Genomic DNA, 18,068 nt, shown 5'->3' with positions numbered 1-18,068 from the left:
AGGGCGCGCTTTCTTCTTTTGATCAACAGTTCGATTCGACGGCGGCATGACCGAGCCGCGAATCATGGAGTAAGGTGTCCCCCCATGGCTCGCTATGTGTTCATCACCGGCGGCGTGGTTTCCTCGCTAGGAAAAGGCCTCGCCTCCGCCGCTCTCGGCGCTCTTTTGCAGGCTCGCGGCTACAAGGTCCGCCTGCGCAAGCTCGACCCCTATCTGAACGTCGATCCGGGCACGATGAGCCCGTATCAGCACGGCGAGGTCTTCGTGACCGACGACGGCGCCGAGACCGACCTGGACCTGGGCCACTACGAGCGGTTCACCGGCGTATCGGCGGCCAAGTCCGACAACATCACGACCGGCCGCATCTATTCGACAATTCTGGAAAAGGAGCGTCGCGGCGACTATCTGGGCGCCACCGTCCAGGTCATTCCGCACGTGACCGACCAGATCAAATCCTTCTGCCTGACGCCCGCCCTGACCGACGCGGGCGAAGACGTCGACTTCGTTCTGGTCGAGATTGGTGGCACGGTCGGCGACATTGAGGGCCTGCCCTTTTTTGAGGCGATCCGCCAGCTTGGCCAGGACCTGCCGCGCGGCCAAAGCTGCTTCGTCCATCTGACGCTGCTGCCGTTCATCAAGACGGCCGGCGAGATGAAGACCAAGCCGACCCAGCACTCGGTCAAGGAACTGCGCTCCATCGGCATCCAGCCGGACATCCTGCTGTGCCGCTGCGAGCAGCCGATCCCGGCCGAAGAGAAGCGCAAGATCGGCCAGTTCTGCAACGTGCGCGAAAGCGGCGTCATTCAAGCAATGGACTCCGCCGACATCTATGCCGTGCCGCTGGACTATCACCGCGAGGGTCTGGACCGCGAAGTGCTGGCGCACTTCGGCATAAACGACGCGCCCGAGCCGGATCTGACCGGCTGGCAAGAGATCGCGCGTCGCCGCCTGCAGCCCGACGGCGAGGTCACCATCGCCGTGGTCGGCAAATACACCGTCCTCAAGGACGCCTATAAGTCCCTGATCGAGGCCCTGCATCACGGCGGCGTAGCCAACAACGTCAAGGTCAACATCGACTGGGTCGAGGCCGACACCTTCGAAGGCGATCCCGAGGCCTGCGAGGAGCGGCTGCAAGGCGCGCACGCTGTCCTGGTGCCCGGCGGCTTCGGCGAGCGCGGTTCGGAAGGCAAGATCGAGGCAGCCCGCTTCGCCCGTGAGCGCAACATCCCCTATTTCGGCATCTGCTTCGGCATGCAGATGGCGGTGATCGAGGCGGCGCGGAACCTGGCCGGCTATCCCAAGGCCTCGTCCACCGAATTCGGCCCGACCGCCGAGCCGGTCGTCGGCCTGATGACGGAATGGACCCAAGGCAACCAACGCGTCCTGCGTCAGCAGGGCGGCGACCTGGGCGGCACCATGCGGCTGGGCGCCTATGATTCGACTCTGACAGCCGGGTCCAAGATCGCTGAGATCTACGGCTCGACCGCGATCAGCGAGCGTCACCGCCACCGCTACGAGGTCAACATCAACTATCGCGAGGCGATCGAGCAGAAGGGCGGGCTGGTCTTCGCCGGTCTCTCGCCTGACGGCGTTCTGCCTGAGACGGTTGAACGCCCGGACCACCCCTGGTTCATCGGCGTTCAGTATCACCCCGAGTTGAAGAGCCGTCCGTTCGCGCCGCACCCCCTGTTCGCCAGCTTCATCGGCGCGGCGGTGGTGCAAAGCCGCCTGGTCTGACGGAACGCGGTTCTCATAGACTCCATCGGGTCCGCGTTTTGCAGTAAACTGGTCGGAACGGATCGAATTGGCACGATCCGAATGCGGCGGGACCGTCGATGATCGGCGAGTTGCTTTATCACCTGCACCGGCACGTGCGCCTGGTGCTGATCGCCGGAGCGCTGATGCTCGTGCTCGGCGTGGTCCTGGTCGGCTATGAAGCGCTGCGGCTTCTGGACCAGCCGCCGGCCCGCCCGGCCGAAGCCGGACAGGCCTTGAGCTAGATCAGTCGATCTTCAGCCGCACGAAGAGCATCGCCCCGTCGGGATCGCCGCCGTACAGCGGCTCCAACGCCGTCGGCACGCGATTCATGGCATAGAGACCGCCGAGGCCGAGCCGGACGTGTTCGGCGATCCGCCAGTCGCGGACCACGCCGACCGATGCCTTACCCACCGTATTGAGCGGACCATGGCCGCCGCCGACGCCGGTAACCAGTTCATCCGTCTCGATCCGCTCGGCGCGGGCGAAGATCGTCCAGCGGTCGTTGGGATTAACCGCCGATTCCAGCAGCCAAGCGTCTTTCGATTCGCCGTGGTCATTGGTCTTGCGACCCCAGGCCAGAGTCGAGGACCACCAGCCGTCATCGCCCAGACGGCGGGTGTGGGTGGCGCTAGCCGACCATTTCGTCTCGTCCTCGTCGGGCTCCAGCTGTTCCGGCGCGGAGACATCGGCGTAGGATGCCTGCAGCGACCAGTCTTCGGTCGGGTTCCAAGCAGCCCGCACCGACCAACTGTCCAGCCGTGGCGAATCGATGCCCCAACGCTCCTCATCCGGCTCGCGTCCCTTGAAAGCCGAGGTCTCGATCTTGAAGCGGTCGTGCGCCCAGCCCAGGGTCGTCACGCCGAAGACGATGTGGGTCGAGTCGAGCCAGTGGTGGGTAATCGGCGCCTCGGGACTGTCCATCGCGCTCATGCGGTGCATGAAGGCGGGCGGGCCGAAGGCAGGTTCGCCGGGCAGGCCAATGTAGCCATAGACGCTGTCCTTGTCGGACAGGCGTTTCGAATAGCTGGCCGACAGCTCCATGAAGAGATCGTGCGGATGCTGTCGATCGACCAGAGGATTGACCCCGTCCGCCGTCTCGCCCGCCGCCAGCAGCAGCGGATAGCCGGACTTGCCCATCAGCGGGTCAGGGCTGAGCATAGCGCGCAGGTTCAGTTTCGAACCGTCGTCGAAGTCGCGCCGCGCCGAGGTCATCAGCATGCCGGCGACGAAGGTCTTGTCGCCGCCGCGTGGCCCAGACTGGGTGTCATAGACCAGGTTCAGCATGGCGTGGGTCATCACCATCCAGTCGCCACGGACGGTGTGAATGCCGCCGTGCTCGCCCGCATCGGGTTGCCAACCGGTGCCTGAGGCGTCGCGGTTGATGGGCCAAGGGCCATACGGGCTGGTCATCGTGTGACCCATGCTGGCGTGATCGGTCATCGGTTCGGCGGATGACGTGGGCATGTCGTGACCCGCGTGCGGATCGGCAGGGGGCTTGCTCGACGCATGGTGAGAGTGATCCTGCGCCGCCGCGGCCTGAGCCAGGGCGAGCAGGAAAGCGCCGGCGCAGGCGCCGACGAGAGTACGGATAGCCATTCAAGGCCTCCTCTGATGATCGTGACGGAGTGCGCCCTGCGACAGGCGCGAGGTGTGTCAGACGATCAGGAGGCGGGGTGGTCCGGGCTCGGGCGATAGCCGTTGCCCGACTGGCAAGGCGGCCGGAACCGCGGCGATGCGCGACGGGGAAACGGTCGGGCCAGACATGGGAGCAGAATCCAGCGTCGGCGTCGCAACGCAGGCGACGCAGCAGATCATCGCCTTCATGGCCTTGGGCGCATGGTTCGGGGTCTGGTCGGGCGAGGACTGGCCTGTCTCATGGCCCGTCTCATGGCAAGGCGCGGCGGTCGCCGGCGACGCCGAGGCGCCGACCGCGCCGAGCGCCAGCACCGACAGGGCGCCGATCAGCAGCAACAGGGATTGGACAATCTTCACGGCGTCAGGATAGGCGTCGGGTCACGGTGCCGCAATGCGTCAGCGCAGCGGCCTCTTGTCGACAAGCGGCAGACCCGGCGCGTCGGGCGCTTTGGCGCCGCCGTCACCCAGCGCCCGCTGCATGAACACCACGTCGCGCCAGTCGTCGTGCTTCCAGCCGGCCGCCTTGAACACGCCAGCGTCGGTGAAGCCCCGCGTGCGGTGCAGCGCGATTGAGCCGACGTTCTCCGCATCACCGATGACCGCGACCATCTGACGAAGACCCATCACTTCGCAGCGGACGATCAGCGCATCGAGCAGGGCGCCCGCGACGCCGCGCCCCCTGGCCCAGGGCGCGACGTAGATCGAGTCCTCGACCATGTAGCGATAGGCCTGACGCGTACGAAACGGCCCGGCATAGGCGTATCCGGCGACCGCGCCGTCGATGTCGAGCACAAGGCGCGGCAGGCCGAGCGCTTCCACGACGGCGAGCCTTGCGGCCATTTCGGTCTCGTCCGGCGCCTCCAGCTCGAAAGTGCCGCGCCCGTTGGCGACGCTCTCGGCATAGATGGCCGTGATCGAGGCGATGTCGTCAGGACGGGCGTCGCGAACCGTCAGTTCGCTCACGTTTGCTCCCAGCCCTTGTCGATAGCCCAGACGGCGAAGGCGTAGTCGTGGGCGACCTCCTTCAGATAGTCGAACCGCCCGGCCGCGCCCCCGTGACCGGCCTCCATATTGATCTTCAGCAGCACAGGCTTGCCCGAGGTGGTGGCGGGTCGCAGCTTGGCCACCCACTTCTCCGGCTCCCAGTAGGTGACGCGCGGATCGGACAGACCCCCCGTCGCCAGCACCGCCGGATAGGCTTTCGGCTCGACCTGATCGTAGGGGCTGTAGCTCATCATGTAATCGTAGGCGGCCGGGTCCTCGATCGGGTTACCCCACTCGGGCCATTCCGGCGGCGTCAGCGGCAGGGAGGTGTCGCTCATGGTGTTGATCACGTCCACGAACGGCACCTGACCGATGATCCCGGCCCACAGGTCGGGCCGCATGTTGTTGACCGCACCCATCAAGAGCCCACCGGCAGATCCGCCCTGAGCGACAATGTTTCCGGCCGTGGCGTACTTCTTGTCGATCAGGTGTTCGGCGGAAGCGATGAAGTCGGTGAAGGTGTTCTTCTTCGTCATCTTCCGGGCGTCGAGGAACCAGCCCCAGCCCTTGTCGGACCCGCCACGAATATGGGCGATGGCGTAGATCCAGCCGCGGTCCACCAGCGACAGTCGGTTGGTCGAGAAACTGGCCGGCATGGGGATGCCGTAGGAGCCGTATCCGTAGAGCAGCAGGGGCGCCGAACCGTCGACGGGCGTCGATTTGCGACGCAGCACCGTCACCGGCACCAGCTGACCATCGGCTGCCGGGGCGTTCAGCCGTTCGACCACATAATCTTCGATATTGTGACCGGACGGAATCTGCTGCGTCTTGCGCAGGGTCCGCTCGCGCGACGCCATGTCGTAATCGAACGTTTGCGTCGGCGTGGACGGCGAGTTGTAGGTGTAGCGGGTGGTCGTCGTATCGTATTCGGAGGCGCCGGCCAGCGACAGGGCGAAGGCCGGTTCGTCCACCGCGATCTCATGCTCGGCGCCGGCCCGGTCGCGGATGATGATGCGCGTATTGGCGTCTGCACGTTCCTGACGCGCCAGATGGGCGTTGGTCAGGTCCAGACCTTCGATGAAGCGGCCTGGCGTGTGCGGCACCAGATCGGTCCAGTTCGCCTTAGCCGGCGTCGCGGTCGGGGCCTGGACAATCTTGAAATCGATGGCGTCGTCGGCATTGGTGCGGATCACCCAGCGGTCGCCCCAGTGATCGACGTCATAGCGGGTCGCCACCACGCGCGGCTCCAGCACAATGGGTTCGGCCGTCGGAGTCGCGGCGGGAATGTAGCGCGCCTCCGACGTTTCCTGATTCTGGATGCCGATAACGATGAACTGGTCGTCGGCGGTGCGACCGACGCCGATGAACATGCCGTCGTCGTCTTCCTCATAGACCAGGGTGGTCTCGCCGCCGCGCGCCGGGCGACGGAAGATCTTGTCCGGACGGCCGTTATCGTCGCGGTTGGTCCAGAAGATCCACTGGCTGTCCGGCGAGAAGACAAAGTCGCCGGTGGCGCTGTCGATCACCTCGGGCAGCACCTCGCCGGTCGCCAGATCCTTGACGTAGATCTTGTGAACCTCGGAACCCTGGGCGTCCTCGGCATAGGCGAACAGCGTGTGATCCGGGCTGTGGCTTGCGGCCGACACTTCCGAATAGGCCTTGCCCTTGGCCAGTTCGTTGGCGTCCAGCAGCAGTTGAGGCGTAGGCGCCATGACAAAGTTTTTCGTCACCGGCTGACCATCCACCATCCAGGCGCCCTGACGCTCGACACGCATGTAGCGGGGGTGCTGATCGCCGGTCTCATATTCGACGTAGTAGTTCCAGCCGCCGTCCGGCGCCGGAACCGAGCTGTCGTCTTCCTTGATGCGGCCGCGCATCTCCGCAAACATCGTCTCCTGCAAGGGCAGGGTGGAGGCCATCATGGCCTCGCGATAGGCGTTCTCGGCGGTCAGGTGTTCCTTGACCTCGGCCTTGATCAGGGTCGGATCGCGCAGGACCGCCTGCCAATTGTCGTCCTTCATCCACTGATAGTCGTCGGTCCGGGTGCGGCCCAGTTGTTCGATGACGACAGGGATTTTCTTGGCGACGGGCGGCTGAGGCATGGGGGATCCGGTGGACTGACGGGCGAGCGCGGGGGAGGCCGAGACGGCGAGGGCGGTCGCCGCCGTGGACATGATCAGTTGCCGACGATTCATCGGACGCTCCCTGCTTGTTTGAAGGGCGGACCTTGAAGGTCCGGCCCCATCTACGTCAAACGAAGAAACGCTTTGCCGATCACCCCGCCAGCGCGTCCACCGTCATGCGCCGCAGCAGGTCGCCGCCCTGACCCACGGCCGCCAGGCGGCTGGAGACGTGGCCCAGCACATTGGCGGCATAGACTTCGTAGAGGTCCAGCTTGCCCTGCAGCCACACCGGATCGCCCTCGTTGGCGTCCAGCTTCGCCTTGGCGGCAAGCGCGCCCTTCGCCAGCATCCAGCCGCCGGCCACATCGCCCAGCAGTTTCAGATAGGCGTCGGCCGCGGCCAGCACATCGGCCGCCGCATTCGGATCGGCCTTCTGATCCAGCAGCCACAGGGTCGCGTCCTCGACAGCCTCGATGGCGGTGGCGAACCGTTCGACCGGCTTGCCGCTGTAGAGCTTGCCGAGATCGACCAGCGTCGCCTTCATGTCCGCGATCAGCGCCTTGGCTGCATCGCCGCCGTCCATCGACAGTTTGCGACCCACCAGATCCATAGCCTGAATGCCATTGGTGCCTTCGTAGATCGGGGCGATGCGGGCGTCGCGATAGTATTGCGCCGCGCCGGTCTCCTCGATGAAGCCCATGCCGCCGTGGATCTGGACGCCCATCGAGGCGACCTCGCAGCCGATATCGGTGGACCAGGCCTTGGCGATCGGCGTGAACAGGTCTTCGCGTCCCTTCCAATGGCGGCGTTCCTCCTCCGTCGCGGCGTGCCGGGCCAGATCGGCGGCGACGCCGGTCGACAGGCACACGGCGCGCGCCGCCGAAATCTTGGCCTTCATGACGCTGAGCATGCGGCGCACGTCGGGGTGGTCAAAGATCGGAGCGTTGGCCTCGCCGGTCCAGACCGAGCGCCCCTGACGACGGTCCAAGGCGTAGGCGAGAGCGTGCTGATAGGCGCGTTCGGCGATGCCGACGCCCTCGACGCCGACCGCCAGGCGCGCCGCGTTCATCATCACGAACATATGGGCCAAGCCCTGGTTCGGCTGACCGACCAGTTCGGCGGTCGCCCCCTCATAGCTCATGACGCAGGTCGGCGAGGCGTGGATGCCCAGCTTGTGCTCCACGCCGACCGGGCGGAAGGCGTTGCGGTCGCCCAGCGTGCCGTCTTCCTTCACCGCATACTTCGACGCCAGGAACAGGCTGATGCCCTTGGGCCCCTTGGGCGCGTCCGGCAGGCGGGCCAGCACCAGGTGCACGATATTGTCGGTCGCGTCGTGGTCGCCCCAGGTGATGTAGATCTTCTGCCCGTTCAGCGCATAGGTCCCGTCGCCGTTCGGCGTCGCCGTGGTGATCAGCGAACCCAGGTCCGATCCGGCGCCCGGCTCGGTCAGCACCATGGCGCCGGTCCATTCGCCGCTGACCAACTTGGTCAGATATTTGGCCTTCTGCTCTTCCGTCCCGACCTGCTCCAGCGCCTCGATCGAGGCCAGCGACAGCATGGGGCACAGGCCGAACGCCATGTTGGCGGCATGCACGGTCTCATAGGCCGCCAGTTCCAGCGCCTTGGGCAGGGCCTGTCCGCCCGCTTCGGTCGACGCCGACAGCCCGGTCCAGCCGCCGGCCGCGAACTGGCGATAGGCGTCGGCGAATCCGGGCGCGGCGGTGACGGCGCCGTTGGCGTAGGTCGAGCCCTTCTGATCCCCAATCCTGTTCAGCGGCGCCAGCACCTCTTCGGAGAATTGTCCCGCCGCCTCGAGAACGGCGCCGGCGACGTCGGCGTCATAGTCGGGAAAGGCGCCGGTTGCGGCCACGTCGGCCATGCCGGCGACGGATTCCAGAGTGAAGGCCAGGTCTCGAACGGGCGCGCGATAGGTCATGGGTTTCCTCAATCGTCTTTGCGGCCTAAGTGCCGCGTCGGGGCCTGTCGCTGCAAGCGTCTTGGCGACGCGCCCCGTCTCAGTGCAAAGTGACGGAATGCATGGTGACGCCGTGCCGTCGCGGAAGGGAAGACATGGGCGAGCCCCGCAATCGATATTCGGTCGTTTCCCTGCTGATGCATTGGGGCATCGCCGCCGCCGTTCTGGCTCAGGTGCTGCTGATCACGGCGCATGAGAATACGGAAGGGCCGATTTCGGGCCAGTTCGTCATGCTGCACAAGTCGCTGGGTCTGACGATCCTGGTGCTGACCCTCGCACGGATCGGATGGCGTCTGGCGCATCCGGCGATTCCTCTGCCGTCGGCTTTGCCGCGCTGGCAGAAGGTGGCGGCGCGCGCGACGCACGTCCTTTTCTACCTGGCCCTGATCGTCATTCCGATGACCGGTTGGCTCGCATCATCGGCGGGCGGGCGCGCGATCGAGTGGTTCGGCCTCTTCTCCTGGCCCCTCTTGCCCGTCAGCGGCGGGCGTGAAGCGGCGCGCAGCCTGATGGGGCTGCACGAACTGGCGGTGAAGGGGCTCTATGTCTTGATCGCCCTGCATGTGATCGCGGCGCTGAAGCATCAGTTCATTGATCGGGACAATGTGCTGCACCGGATGATCCCGATCATCCCGCGCCGACCGTGAGCCAAACGCCGCTGCAAGCCGCTCAGGCGCTGGCGAACGGCGATCTGATCCTGCTGCCGACCGAGACCGTTTACGGACTGGGCGCCGACGCGAGCAATGCTGAGGCGGTCGCCGCCATCTTCGCCGCGAAAGGGCGGCCGAAGTTCAATCCGCTGATATCCCATGTCGTCGATGCCGATGCGGCGGCCAAGATTGGCGAGCTCGGCCCGCTCGGACTTGCCTTGGCGGACGCCTTCTGGCCCGGACCCTTCACCCTGATCACGCCAATCCTGGACACGCGCAGCGTCTGCGACTTGGCGCGCGCCGGACTGGACAGCGTCGCGATCCGTGTTCCGGCGCATCCGGTGGCGAGGGAAGTGTTGGCGGCGTTCGGCGGCCCAGTCGTGGCCCCCTCTGCCAATCGTTCCGGCCGACCGAGCCCGACGACCTTCACAGATGCTGTCGAGGAGACGGGCTTTGCAGTCTCAGCGGCTGTCGATGGCGGGCCTTGTCAGGTCGGTCTGGAAAGCACGGTCGTGTCGGTGCTGGTGGGACGGGTCGCCCTGCTGCGTCCAGGCGCCATAACCCGATCCGAGATCGAGGCGGTCGTCGGTCCCATTGAAGAGGGCGTAGAGGGGCATCGTTCGCCCGGGCGACTGACCCTGCACTATGCACCGGATGCGCCGGTTCGGATCGAGGCCGGCGCTGCGCGTGACGGCGAGATCCTGCTCGGCTTTGGCCCTGACGCCGGTGAGCCGCGCTGGAGTCTGAGCCCGTCGGGCGACCTGCGCGAAGCCGCCGCCAACCTGTTCCGACTGCTGCGCGAGGCCGATCGCACACGGCCGACAGGTATCGCCGTGTCGCCGATCCCAACGACCGGACTGGGTGAAGCCATCAACGACCGTCTGCGCCGCGCCGCAGGCTTCGTCGGCTAGCCGAAGCGTGCCTGAAGATCGACGCTGGACTGGCGTCCGACGCTGCTCACGCACGCGTTCAACCAATCGTCAGCGGCCGCACGTCCCCGCGCCTTCATGTCGTTGAGGAAACCCCATTCGGTGTTGAACTTGGATCGCAGCGACAGGTCCGAGAGCCAGCCGTCCGCCTCAATGGCGTGCAGTCGGACGTGCCGATAGGGTCCGGCGCCGCCGCCCTTCAACTGCCCATGTTCGATCAGTTCACCTGCCAGGGCGATGGCGCGCAGTTCGGCGACCAGCGGCGCGTTGAAGACGATCTCGTTCAGCCGATCGACGATGTCGCCTGCGCTTTTAGGCGTCTCGTCGCGCACCATCGGATTGAGTGTGATCAACAGCACGTCGTCCGGCGTGTCATCTCCGGTCAACGGCCACAGCGGCGGATTGGTCAGATAGCCGCCGTCCCAATAGGGCTCCCCGTCGATCTCCACGGCTTGAAACAGATGGGGCAGGCAGGCCGACGCCATCAGGACATCGGCGTTGATCTCATTCGTCTGGAAGATGCGCGCTTTCGCCTGGCGCACAGCGGTGGCGGCGACGAAAAGCCGGATGTCCGAGGCCTGGACGGCGCCGAAGTCGACCGAGGCCTGCAAAACCCGTTTCAGAGGGTTATGGTTCAGCGGATTGAATTCATACGGACTCATCGACATCGCCAGCGTCTCGCCCGCGCGCCAGAATGGGTTGTCCTTGATCCAGTCGGGCGTCCGCGCCGCATTCCAGATCGCGCTGTCTCCAAAGACGTTGCGACCGCCGGACTGGTTCACCTCTCGCCAGAGCTTGTCCAACGCGGCGCGGCCATCGCCTGATGCGAGGCCCGACACCAAGGCCGTGCCGTTCATCGCTCCCGCTGAGACGCCGGACACCGCGCGAATATCAAGCCGATCGTCTTCCAACAGACGATCCAGAACGCCCCATTGGAAGGCGCCGTGTGCGCCGCCGCCCTGAAGTGCAAGGCAGATGGGCCGTCTGGCGGGAGCGGCGGGAACGGAGCCTGCCGCCTCGGCGGTCTTGCGCTTGAAAATCGCCATGACCGCCGCCTTCCTTAGCTACTGCGCGGTCCAGCCGCCGTCGATGGAGAAGCTGGCCCCGTTGGCTGAGGCGCCGAGGTCGCTGACCAGATAGAGGAAGATGCCGGTCAGTTCCTCCGTTGTGACGAACCGCTTTGTCGGCTGAGCCGCCAGGATCACGTCCGTCAGCACCTGCTCCTCGGTCATGTTTCTCGTGCGCGCCTGATCCGCGATCTGTTTGGTCACGATCGGCGTCTCGACGAAGCCGGGGCAGATGGCGTTGCAGGTGATGTTGTCCCGCGCCAGTTCCAGCGCTGCGGTCTTGGTGAAGCCTATGACGCCGTGCTTTGCCGCGACATAGGCGGACTTGAACGGACTGGCCACCAGACCGTGCGCAGAGGCCATGTTGATGATCCGGCCGCGCCCCTGAGCCTTCATGATCGGGATCGCCGCGCGCGTGGCGTAGAAAGCCGAGGACAGGTTGATGGCGATGATCTTTTCCCACTGATCGGCAGGGAAGTTCTCAACGGACTCGACGTGCTGGATGCCGGCGTTGTTGACCAGAATGTCCAGGCGTCCCAGTTCGCGTTCAGCGAAGGCGATCATGTCGGCGATTTCGTCACCGCGCGTCATGTCCGCCGGATGATAGAGGACGCGAACGCCGGATGAGGCCTCCAGATCGGCGCGAGTGCGCTCGATCTCCGCTGGGTCGCCCAGGCCGTTCAAAACGACTTCACCGCCGCCTGCCGCCACGGCGCGCGCGAGAGCCAGCCCGATGCCAGAGGTCGAGCCCGTGATGACCGCGACCTGCCCTTTCAGATCGCCGATACCGCGTGCCGTCCGACTGTCGGCGCCCGTGGAGTCCTTAGGCTCTTGCGACATGAATCCGCCCCTTCGTTTGTTTTGGCGAGATTAGCGGGAGGTCGATGTCGGGATCAAGAATTTCCCGATCTGATGAATATCCACTCGGCGTCGGTCGAGGCGGCCTTGTCGAACGCATAACCGTCCCGGTCGAAAGCCTTCAGGTCCGCGACCCGTTCCACGCGCTCGTCGATCGCGAACCGCGCCATGGCCCCGCGCGCCTTCTTGGCGAAGAAGGAGATGATGCGGCTCTCGCCGTTCTTCTTTTCCCGGAACTGGGGCGTGACGACAGGCAGTTTCAGAGCCTTTGCATCGACGGCCCCGAAATATTCCTGGCTGGCCAGATTCACCAGCGTCGGATCCGGCTGGCCTTCGGCGTCTTCGTTCAGTTGTTTGGAAATCCGGTCGCCCCAGAAGTCGTACAGGCTGGCCCCACGACGCGTCTTCAGCCGCGTACCCATCTCCAGCCGATAGGGCTGGATCCGGTCCAATGGACGCAGCAGGCCATAAAAGCCGGACAGGATGCGCAAATGGTTCTGGGCGAAAGCCAAGGCGTCGGCGTCCAGTTCGCGCGCTCGCAGGCCCTCATACACATCGCCGGCAAAGGCGAAGGCCGCCTGAACGCCCTCGGTCGATTCAGGATCGAAAGCCTTGAAGCGCGCGGCGTTCAGGGTCGCCAGATCGTCGGAAATCCCCATCAGCCGACGCAGGTCCGCCTTGGTCTGACGCTTGGCGGTCTTGGACAGGCTGGCTGTATCTTCGACGAACCGGCGGTCACTGCCGGGAATGGCCGCATCGGCTTCGGTGAAATCGAGGCGCTTGGCCGGGGAAAGAACAATCAGCAAGACGCGGCTCCGTAATGTCGCCGCCCACATAGGATGCTTCGATGACGATTTGAACCGGCTACGGCGAAGGGCGCCTCAGGCGTCGCGGCGTGACCAGCCGAGCTTGCCGAGGGTTTCCATCGGACGGAAGTCGGCCTTGTAATCCATCTTGGCCGAGCCTTGGACCCAATAGCCAAGATAGACGAACGGCAGGCCGACGATGGCGGCCTGGCGCACATGATCCAGGATGGCGAACCGGCCCAGGCTGCGCCGCTCCATCGTCGGATCATAGAAGCTGTAGACCATCGACAGCCCGTCCTTCAGCAGGTCCGTCAGGGTTACGGCGACCAGATCGCCCGGCCCGCCGTCGGTGGAGGGCAGACGGTATTCGATCAGATGGGTGCGCACGGCCGTGTCCTCGACCATGGCGACGTAATCCAGCCAGCCCATGTCGCTCATGCCGCCGGTCGGATGGCGCGTGGTCAGGTAGCGGCGCAGAAGCTGAAACTGTTCGGTCGTCGCCTCCGCTTCGACCAGGTCGCGCGACAGGTCGGCGTTGCGGGCCAGCACCTTGCGCTGCGAACGGGTGAAGGCGAACTCCGGCACTGGCAGCCGCGCCGAAACACAGGCGTCACACGCTTCGCAGGCCGGGCGATAGGCGATGTTTTGGCTGCGGCGGAAGCCGGCCAGCGTCAACTCGTCATTGACGTGCGCGCCGTCCGAGAAGGGCAGATTGGCGAAGACCTTACGCTCCGTCTTGCCCGGCAGATAGGGGCAGGGCGCGACCGAGGTCATGAAGAAGCGAAGCTGTCGGGTCGGTACGTGCTGGGTCACGGCCTCAGGTCCGCATCCGATCTTGCCAATATTGCGACGACACAACGCTCATCGCGCGATTTGGCGTCATCCGTGTTCCGGCTGCAAGCCTGTTCGCGTCGCAGCCGAGCCGGGTCACAGCGAGGTGTCCGACGGCAGGACCGGCGCCTCGCGCAACAGGACGATGGCGATGCGGCGGTTACCGGCCAGGGTCGGATCGTCCGGGTAGAGCGGGTCGGACCCCGCCTTGCCCGCCACCGAATAGACCCGGTCGGGATCGACGCCCGAACCTTGCAGCACCAGACGCGAGCCGTTGGCGCGCTCGGACGACAGGGTCCAGTCCGCAGGGGCGCTGGCGCGGCTGGAGCCGGGCGCCGCGCTGGTGTGTCCGGTGATGGAGATGCGGTTCGGCAACTGGTTGATCACCTTGGCCACGGCGCGCAGCAGCACCTGGGCGCGGGCATTCGGGCGCGCAGAATTGTTGTCGAACATCGACCGGCCTTCCTGATCGACCAGCTGAATGCGCAGCCCCTCGGGGGTCTGGTCCACGATCAGCTGTTTCGACAGTTCGGCCAGTTCCGGCAGCGACTGCATGGCTTGGCGCAGTGATTCGGCGGCGCTGGCGAACTCGGCGGCCTCGCGCTTCTGGATCTCGGCCTGGAGAGCCGAGTCGCTGGCGGACGACAGGCTGGAGCCCGTCTGATCGGTCGCGGGCGCCTCGGGCGCCAGTTCTTCCAGCACCGACTGCGAGCCGGCGCTCTTGACGCCATCGTCGCCCAGCGATGTGCCACCCAGAATGCCGCCGGAACCCGACGTCGTCTCGGACACGCTGGCGGGCGCGAAATACTCGGCAATGCCGCGCTTCTGCTCCGGGTCGGTCGTGTTGATCAGCCACATCAGCAGGAAGAAGGCCATCATGGCGGTCACGAAGTCCGCATAGGCTACCTTCCACGCACCGCCGTGGTGGCCTCCGCCGGAGACCTTCTTGACCTTCTTGATGAGGATCGGACGATCGCTCACGGACATGGACGCGCACCCCGACGAATGGTGTCCCATTGTGGGCTGGCCAAGGTTAACCGGGCGTTGACCTTGAACCCCGTCGCGGCGCGGCCTAGTCCGACGGCAGGATCAAGGAGCCTGTCATGAAGATCGCATTCGCCGGCCTGGGCGTCATGGGCGCCCCGATGGCCCGTCATCTGGTCGAGGCGGGCCACGACGTGACCGGCTTCAATCGTACTGTGGCAAAGGCCGAGGCCTGGGCGGCGGCGACGGGCGGCAGGGCGGCGGCGACGGTGGCTGAGGCGGCGCAGGGCGTCGACCTGTTCATCCTGTGCGTCGGCAATGACGACGACGTACGCGCCGTCGTGACCGAGGCCTTGCCGCATCTGTCGGAGGCCGCCGTGATCGTCGATCACACCACGACCTCGGCCAAGGTGGCGCGCGAAATGGCCGAACTGGCGAACGGGCAGGGCAAGTCGTTCATCGACGCACCGGTGTCGGGCGGCCAGGCGGGCGCCGAGAACGGACAACTCAGTGTCATGGCCGGCGGGGAAGCCGCCGCCCTGGCGAAGGTCGAGCCCGTGTTGAAGGCCTATTCCAAGGCGATCAAACATATGGGACCGGCCGGCACGGGCCAGCTGACCAAGATGGTCAACCAGATCGCCATCGCCGGCGTCGTCCAGGGCCTGGCCGAGGCGGTCCATTTCGCCCAGGTCGCGGGACTGGACGCCGACGCCGCCTATGAGGCCGTGTCCAAGGGCGCCGCGCAAAGTTGGCAGATGGACAACCGCTGGAAGACGGCGGCCAAGGGCGAGTTCGACTTCGGCTTCGCCGTGGACTGGATGCGCAAGGACCTGGGTCTGGTGCTGGACGAGGCGCGCGCAAACGGCGCGCGCCTGTCTCTGACGGCGCTTGTCGATCAGTTCTACGCCGAGGTTCAGGCCATGGGCGGAAACCGCTGGGACACGTCCAGCCTGGCGGCGCGACTGCAACCCCGCGACTGACGCCTAAAGCCGGCGGTGCATGATGTGCAGGCCGACCGGGCCGTGCGTCGGGTGATCGAAGGCCTCGGGGACCGTGCCCACGATCTCAAAGCCCAGCTTCTTCCAAAGGGCGACGGCCACGGTATTGGTCTCGACCACGGCGTTGAACTGCATGGACCGGAAGCCCGCATCCCGCGCAAAAGCCAGCGCGGCTTTGCCCAAACCGCGGGCCACGCCGCGCCCGCGCGCTTCGGGCGCCACCATGAAGCTGCCGTTGGCGACGTGGGCGCCGTTTCCCTGCTGGTTCGGAATGATCTTGGCGGCGCCCAGCACCTGGCCATTCTCAACCGCAACCAAGGTTCCGCCGGGCGGCGGCGGGGTCCACATGGCGCGCGCCTGCGCCTCCGTCATGTCCAGCGGATAGGTATAGGTCTCGCCCGCGCGGGTGACGGTTTCGATGATCGGCCACAGGCCCGGCCAGTCGGCCTCCGTGATCGGCCGGATCTCCACGCCCATCAGCCCAGCAGCCGTGCGGCCTGCGGTGCGAAATAGGTCAGCACGCCCGCGCAACCCGCGCGCTTGAACCCGTGCAGGGTTTCAAGGATCGCACGGTCCCGGTCCAGCCAGCCATTGGCGATGGACGCCTGCATCATCGAATATTCGCCCGACACCTGATAGGCGAAGGTGGGTACGCGGAAGGTCTCGGACACGCGCCGGACGATATCCAGATACGGCATGCCCGGCTTGACCATCACCGCATCGGCGCCTTCCGACAGGTCCATCGCCACCTCCTTCAGCGCCTCGTCGGAGTTGGCGTAATCCATCTGATAGGTCTTCTTGTCGCCCTTCAGCATCGCCGAAGAGCCCACGGCGTCGCGATAGGGGCCGTAGAAGGCCGAGGCGAACTTGGCGGCGTAGGACAGGATCAGCGTGTCCTGAAACCCGTTCGCCTCCAGCGCCTCGCGCACCGCCTGGATGCGGCCATCCATCATGTCCGACGGGGCCACGACATCGGCGCCGGCATGGGCGTGGATGAAGGCCTGTTCGGCCAGACGGTCCAGCGAGGCGTCGTTGGCGATCCGGTCGCCCTCCATTACCCCGTCGTGGCCATGGTCGGTGTAGCAGTCCAGGGCGACGTCGGTCATGATGCCGATCTCGGGCGCGGCGTCCTTGATGGCCTTGATGCAGTCGGGAATCAGGCCGTCGGGGTCGGTTGCGCCGGTGCCGACCGCATCCTTGATCGCGCCGTCGACATTGGGAAACAGGGCCACCATCGGAATGCCGAGGTCGCGCGCCTCGACCACCGCCGCAGCAGCCGCCTTGGGTGAAAGCCGAAACACGCCGGGCATGGAGGCGACGGGGACGCGATCCTCGGGACCGTCATGGACGATCAACGGCCAGATCAGATCGGCCGGCGTCAGGGTCGTTTCCGCCACCAGCCGCCGCACCCACGGGCTGGACCGCAGGCGGCGCGGACGGGCAAGCGGGAAGGGGGCGGGCTGATAGGGAAGCATGGCGAGACCTTGGAAACTCCAGCGTCGGACTAGCGCCGCAACGACCGGTGCGCAAATCGCGTGATGCGTCGGATCGTTTCGTGCGTGATGACGTCTTGCGCGGATCGGCGAAATGCGAGCCTATCGCGACAAATCGATGGAGACGATGATGATCGGGAAATTGGCGGCGGGTGCAACGGCCCTGGTTCTGGCGGCAGGTCTGTCCGGCTGCATCATCATCGACTCGGACGGTGGAGAGCGGACCGTCGTCGCCCCGGCGGCCGACGCGCAGCCGGCGGGCTATTCCAGTCTCTATGCCGATGCGGTCGCCGATCCCAAGCGTCCGGCCGAAGAGGTCGCGCGGGATCCGCTGCGTCACCCGGCCGAAATTCTCGCCTTCGCTCAACTTGAGCCGGGCGACAAGGTCGCCGACATTCGCCCCGGCGCCGGCTATTTCACGCGCTTGTTTTCCGACGTGGTCGGCCCGACCGGCCGGGTCTACGCCTTCGTACCTGAGCGGACGATGGCGCGCGAGAACGCCGGGGCCGATGCGCTTGTCGCGGCCTATTCGAACGTGACGCGGGTCAACGGCCTGCTGGACTCCATGACCTTCGCCGAGCCGCTGGACATGATCTTCATGAGCCAGGAATACCACGACTTCCACATCCCCGGCTTCAACACCGACGTAGCCAAGATGAACGCGGCGGTGTTCGCGGCGCTGAAGCCCGGCGGCCGCTACATCTTGATCGACCATGAAGCCGCGCCTGGCACAGGCATCTCGGCGGTTCAGACCCTGCACCGCATCGAAGGCGACTATTTGAAGCGCGAGGTCGAGGCGGCCGGCTTCGTCTTCGAGGGCGAGAGCCAGGCCGTCGCCAATCCCGCAGACGACCACAGCCTGAACGTCTTCGACGAGAAGATCCGCGGCAAGACGGACCAGTTCGTCTATCGCTTCCGCAAGCCGGGCTGATCGATCTCGCTACTGAGAACCGTTATCAATTAAGGGTTTGGGGCGT

General features: G+C 65.8%; 18 protein-coding genes. 6 read left to right on the top strand and 12 right to left on the bottom strand.

Annotation, left to right across the window (positions count from 1 at the left end):
- Window positions 1–84: 84 nt before the first annotated feature.
- Complete coding sequence (locus tag BLR19_RS02865; protein ID WP_066551592.1) at window positions 85–1,737, top strand: CTP synthase; 1,653 nt, start codon at window positions 85–87, stop codon at window positions 1,735–1,737.
- A 98-nt stretch (window positions 1,738–1,835) separates the two neighbouring features.
- Window positions 1,836–2,000, top strand: a complete 165-nt coding sequence (locus BLR19_RS14745; RefSeq protein WP_165116665.1) for a hypothetical protein — start codon at window positions 1,836–1,838, stop codon at window positions 1,998–2,000.
- Window position 2,001: 1 nt separating this feature from the next.
- Here BLR19_RS14745 and BLR19_RS02860 read toward each other — a convergent pair whose 3' ends face one another.
- The 5 genes from BLR19_RS02860 to BLR19_RS02840 all read right to left on the bottom strand — a co-directional run bounded on the left by BLR19_RS02860 (window position 2,002) and on the right by BLR19_RS02840 (window position 8,436).
- Window positions 2,002–3,354, bottom strand: a complete 1,353-nt coding sequence (locus BLR19_RS02860; protein ID WP_091746962.1) for a hypothetical protein — start codon at window positions 3,352–3,354, stop codon at window positions 2,002–2,004.
- 57 nt (window positions 3,355–3,411) lie between these two features.
- Window positions 3,412–3,750 carry a hypothetical protein gene (locus BLR19_RS02855; RefSeq protein WP_091746959.1) on the bottom strand — a complete coding sequence of 113 codons (339 nt, stop codon included), beginning with the start codon at window positions 3,748–3,750 and terminating at the stop codon, window positions 3,412–3,414.
- A 39-nt stretch (window positions 3,751–3,789) separates the two neighbouring features.
- Window positions 3,790–4,356: a GNAT family N-acetyltransferase gene (locus BLR19_RS02850; RefSeq protein ID WP_091746956.1), complete on the bottom strand. Its 567-nt coding sequence runs from the start codon at window positions 4,354–4,356 to the stop codon at window positions 3,790–3,792.
- A complete protein-coding gene (locus tag BLR19_RS02845) occupies window positions 4,353–6,572 on the bottom strand; it encodes a S9 family peptidase (RefSeq protein WP_091746952.1) in 2,220 nt (739 codons plus the stop codon). The genes BLR19_RS02850 and BLR19_RS02845 overlap by 4 nt, the downstream gene beginning before the upstream one ends.
- Before the next feature lie 79 nt (window positions 6,573–6,651).
- On the bottom strand, window positions 6,652–8,436 hold the full coding sequence (locus BLR19_RS02840; RefSeq protein WP_091746950.1) for an acyl-CoA dehydrogenase: 1,785 nt from the start codon (window positions 8,434–8,436) through the stop codon (window positions 6,652–6,654).
- A gap of 134 nt (window positions 8,437–8,570) precedes the next feature.
- Here BLR19_RS02840 and BLR19_RS02835 point away from each other — a divergent pair, with 134 nt between their 5' ends.
- Together BLR19_RS02835 and BLR19_RS02830 are read left to right on the top strand one after the other, a co-directional pair.
- Entirely contained in the window at window positions 8,571–9,122 is a 552-nt protein-coding gene (locus BLR19_RS02835; RefSeq protein WP_017503932.1) for a cytochrome b, read from the top strand.
- Window positions 9,119–10,036, top strand: a complete 918-nt coding sequence (locus tag BLR19_RS02830) for an L-threonylcarbamoyladenylate synthase (protein WP_091746947.1) — start codon at window positions 9,119–9,121, stop codon at window positions 10,034–10,036. The genes BLR19_RS02835 and BLR19_RS02830 overlap by 4 nt, the downstream gene beginning before the upstream one ends.
- On the opposite strand, the gene BLR19_RS02825 is transcribed toward BLR19_RS02830, so the two are convergent.
- From BLR19_RS02825 to BLR19_RS02805, 5 genes are all read right to left on the bottom strand, one after another.
- The gene (locus tag BLR19_RS02825) at window positions 10,033–11,100 is read right to left on the bottom strand and encodes a patatin-like phospholipase family protein (protein WP_091746944.1); all 1,068 of its coding nucleotides are present in this window, start codon (window positions 11,098–11,100) and stop codon (window positions 10,033–10,035) included. The genes BLR19_RS02830 and BLR19_RS02825 overlap by 4 nt on opposite strands.
- Before the next feature lie 18 nt (window positions 11,101–11,118).
- Window positions 11,119–11,961 carry a 3-hydroxybutyrate dehydrogenase gene (locus BLR19_RS02820; protein ID WP_091746942.1) on the bottom strand — a complete coding sequence of 281 codons (843 nt, stop codon included), beginning with the start codon at window positions 11,959–11,961 and terminating at the stop codon, window positions 11,119–11,121.
- A 53-nt stretch (window positions 11,962–12,014) separates the two neighbouring features.
- A complete protein-coding gene (gene yaaA, locus BLR19_RS02815; protein WP_091746939.1) occupies window positions 12,015–12,785 on the bottom strand; it encodes a peroxide stress protein YaaA in 771 nt (256 codons plus the stop codon).
- Window positions 12,786–12,860: 75 nt separating this feature from the next.
- A complete protein-coding gene (locus BLR19_RS02810) occupies window positions 12,861–13,598 on the bottom strand; it encodes an arginyltransferase (protein WP_091746936.1) in 738 nt (245 codons plus the stop codon).
- Window positions 13,599–13,712: 114 nt separating this feature from the next.
- Complete coding sequence (locus BLR19_RS02805; RefSeq protein ID WP_091746933.1) at window positions 13,713–14,603, bottom strand: flagellar motor protein MotB; 891 nt, start codon at window positions 14,601–14,603, stop codon at window positions 13,713–13,715.
- Between the two features lie 116 nt (window positions 14,604–14,719).
- Between BLR19_RS02805 and BLR19_RS02800 the strand changes: the two genes are divergently transcribed.
- Window positions 14,720–15,580, top strand: coding sequence for an NAD(P)-dependent oxidoreductase (locus BLR19_RS02800; RefSeq protein ID WP_091746930.1), 861 nt, complete (start codon window positions 14,720–14,722; stop codon window positions 15,578–15,580).
- A 3-nt stretch (window positions 15,581–15,583) separates the two neighbouring features.
- Here the strand turns inward: BLR19_RS02800 and BLR19_RS02795 are convergent, their stop codons facing one another.
- Entirely contained in the window at window positions 15,584–16,075 is a 492-nt protein-coding gene (locus tag BLR19_RS02795; protein WP_091746926.1) for a GNAT family N-acetyltransferase, read from the bottom strand.
- Window positions 16,075–17,073, bottom strand: a complete 999-nt coding sequence (gene hemB / locus BLR19_RS02790) for a porphobilinogen synthase (RefSeq protein ID WP_091746922.1) — start codon at window positions 17,071–17,073, stop codon at window positions 16,075–16,077. The genes BLR19_RS02795 and hemB overlap by 1 nt, the downstream gene beginning before the upstream one ends.
- Before the next feature lie 148 nt (window positions 17,074–17,221).
- On the opposite strand from hemB, the gene BLR19_RS02785 reads away from it, so the two are divergent.
- Complete coding sequence (locus BLR19_RS02785) at window positions 17,222–18,022, top strand: class I SAM-dependent methyltransferase (RefSeq protein ID WP_255366397.1); 801 nt, start codon at window positions 17,222–17,224, stop codon at window positions 18,020–18,022.
- The last annotated feature ends 46 nt before the right edge of the window (window positions 18,023–18,068 follow it).

The organism is Brevundimonas sp. 374 (assembly GCF_900102995.1).
Taxonomy (GTDB): domain Bacteria; phylum Pseudomonadota; class Alphaproteobacteria; order Caulobacterales; family Caulobacteraceae; genus Brevundimonas; species Brevundimonas vesicularis_C.
Note: the sequence above shows the minus strand (reverse complement) of the source record. Positions and strands in the feature narration are given on the sequence as shown.